We start from the raw sequence: 249 nt of genomic DNA, 5'->3' as shown, positions 1-249 counted from the left end.
CTGGGCCCCGCCGCGCAGCTCACGCTGACCGCGGCCTGCCTGGCCCGGCCCCGGAGCCGGTTCAGCCAGGCGTACCTGCTCGCCGAGGCCGTCTCGGTCGCGGCCTACCGCAAGGGCGACAAGCTCCAGGGCAGGGCGGCGGCTCCGTTGCGGGTCCTCGGTCAGGCCGTCGGGATGCAGCCGGTCATCTTCGCCCTGTCCATCCCGCGGGCGCTCGGCCGTTCGCGCAGCGGAGCCTGGAAGAAGCGC

The 249-nt window shown here is 75.5% G+C and carries 1 protein-coding gene; it reads left to right on the top strand.

Translation table 11 applies throughout. The features are described from left to right. Window positions 1-249 (top strand): hypothetical protein (locus AC0I8G_RS26085; RefSeq protein WP_471732530.1); only part of this gene is annotated, 249 nt, incomplete at both ends.

Source organism: Kineococcus sp. AC630, assembly GCF_979255925.1.
Note: the sequence above shows the minus strand (reverse complement) of the source record. Positions and strands in the feature narration are given on the sequence as shown.